Raw genomic sequence first — 1,275 nt, 5'->3', positions numbered from 1 at the left:
CGCGGCGATGTCCAATCGTGGCGGCAAGGATAACAAGCTCGTCATCTCGGATCTCACACAGAACGCGATAATCTCCCACCCGATAGCGCCAGAACTCGCCCAGCTCACCTTTGAGCGGCTTCCCTGACTGGCGAGGATCGGCAGCAACTGCAATGCGTAAACTCATAAAATCCACAATCCGTCGTGCGTTCTGTTTGTCCATCTTGCGTAACGATTTGAGCGCCCGATCGGAATAGTTAATCGTCCAGACCAAGTGACTTCCTCACGTCTTCAGACGAATGCACTGCTTCATCACCACGGCGAACGCGTGCAGCAGTTTCTGCTGAAAGATAATAATCCTCCAGGTCTTCCAGATGCGCCAGTATTGCTTCCCGCGCATAAAACGTCTTTGTTCTGCCGGTTTGCTTCGCCAGCGAGTCCAGACGGGACTCAATCTCATCAGATAACCGGATAGCAAGCATATAAACCTCCCGAACACCATTTGCTATACATGTATATCAACAGTACCACAATCAACCTAAAAGAACAAAAAATAATCTTGTTAGCCCCTCTTGATAATCCGTAACGCGGTCAATATATCTAGCTTGAGGGCTTTCCTCTTAACTATTGAAAGGATAACGATTATGGGTCTTAAGCCGGGTCCGAAACGAATTGCCGATTCAACAGGGGAACCTGATAAACGCCAGCGTGACAATAAAAAAACGCCGGGAAATACTGACAAATTGAAACCCAGCAATTCTTCAAAAAAATAAGTCAGTAGTTAAAAGCCCTCCGGGGCTTTTTTGTATCTGCCGTTCACGCTGATTAAACATAACACCCGTTGCCCGCACCGCCCCGGACGGGTTCGCCGCGAACGGGGTGGCAGTCAGGTAAAACCGGCAACAAACCACCCGATAAACCGCCCCGTTCGCGACAGATAAATTTTACCTGGCTGCATAGCCATGCAGCCAGGTGAATGACATCCGGTTTCAGCGTAAATGCCCGATGAGAACCCTGTTTTCCTGCATTTCAGCCCAGCGACGGACCGTCATAGCTTCGCTGCCGGGAACGCGCTTCCGTCAGTTCCTTTTCGTGCTGCCGTTGCTCGTGCGCCCGTTCTGCGGCCACGGCCATCTCATGACGCTGCACTACCGGCTCAAACGCTGCAGTTGCCCGCTCAAGCGTTCCACCTGCTGACTCAAGCGCGTCACGCGCTCGCTCAGCGCCGCGTTCTCCCGTTGCATAAGCCCTGACATTTTCCGCCATTCCCCGAAGGCGCTCTCCCACTCGTCCAGC

At 52.3% G+C, this 1,275-nt stretch carries 3 protein-coding genes; all 3 read right to left on the bottom strand.

The window, feature by feature from the left end:
- The coding region (locus ABD339_RS33475) for a type II toxin-antitoxin system RelE family toxin (protein ID WP_344570940.1) at positions 1-253 on the bottom strand (253 nt) is incomplete at its 3' end.
- The gene (gene relB, locus ABD339_RS33470; protein WP_000879771.1) at positions 237-461 is read right to left on the bottom strand and encodes a type II toxin-antitoxin system RelB family antitoxin; all 225 of its coding nucleotides are present in this window, start codon (positions 459-461) and stop codon (positions 237-239) included. The genes ABD339_RS33475 and relB, both read right to left, overlap by 17 nt.
- A gap of 666 nt (positions 462-1,127) precedes the next feature.
- Positions 1,128-1,274: an MbeD family mobilization/exclusion protein gene (locus ABD339_RS33465; protein ID WP_344570941.1), complete on the bottom strand. Its 147-nt coding sequence runs from the start codon at positions 1,272-1,274 to the stop codon at positions 1,128-1,130.
- Between the last annotated feature and the right edge of the window lies 1 nt (position 1,275).

The sequence above is a fragment of the Streptomyces axinellae genome, assembly GCF_039532135.1.
GTDB lineage: Bacteria > Actinomycetota > Actinomycetes > Streptomycetales > Streptomycetaceae > Streptomyces > Streptomyces axinellae.
The sequence above is the reverse complement of the archived record's forward strand: the minus strand, read 5'-3'. Positions and strand labels throughout refer to the sequence as shown.

Coding starts and splice junctions, on each gene's coding strand:
- relB (WP_000879771.1), bottom strand. CDS start 461: ATGCTTGCTATCCGGTTATCTGATGAGATTGAGTCCCGTCTGGACTCG.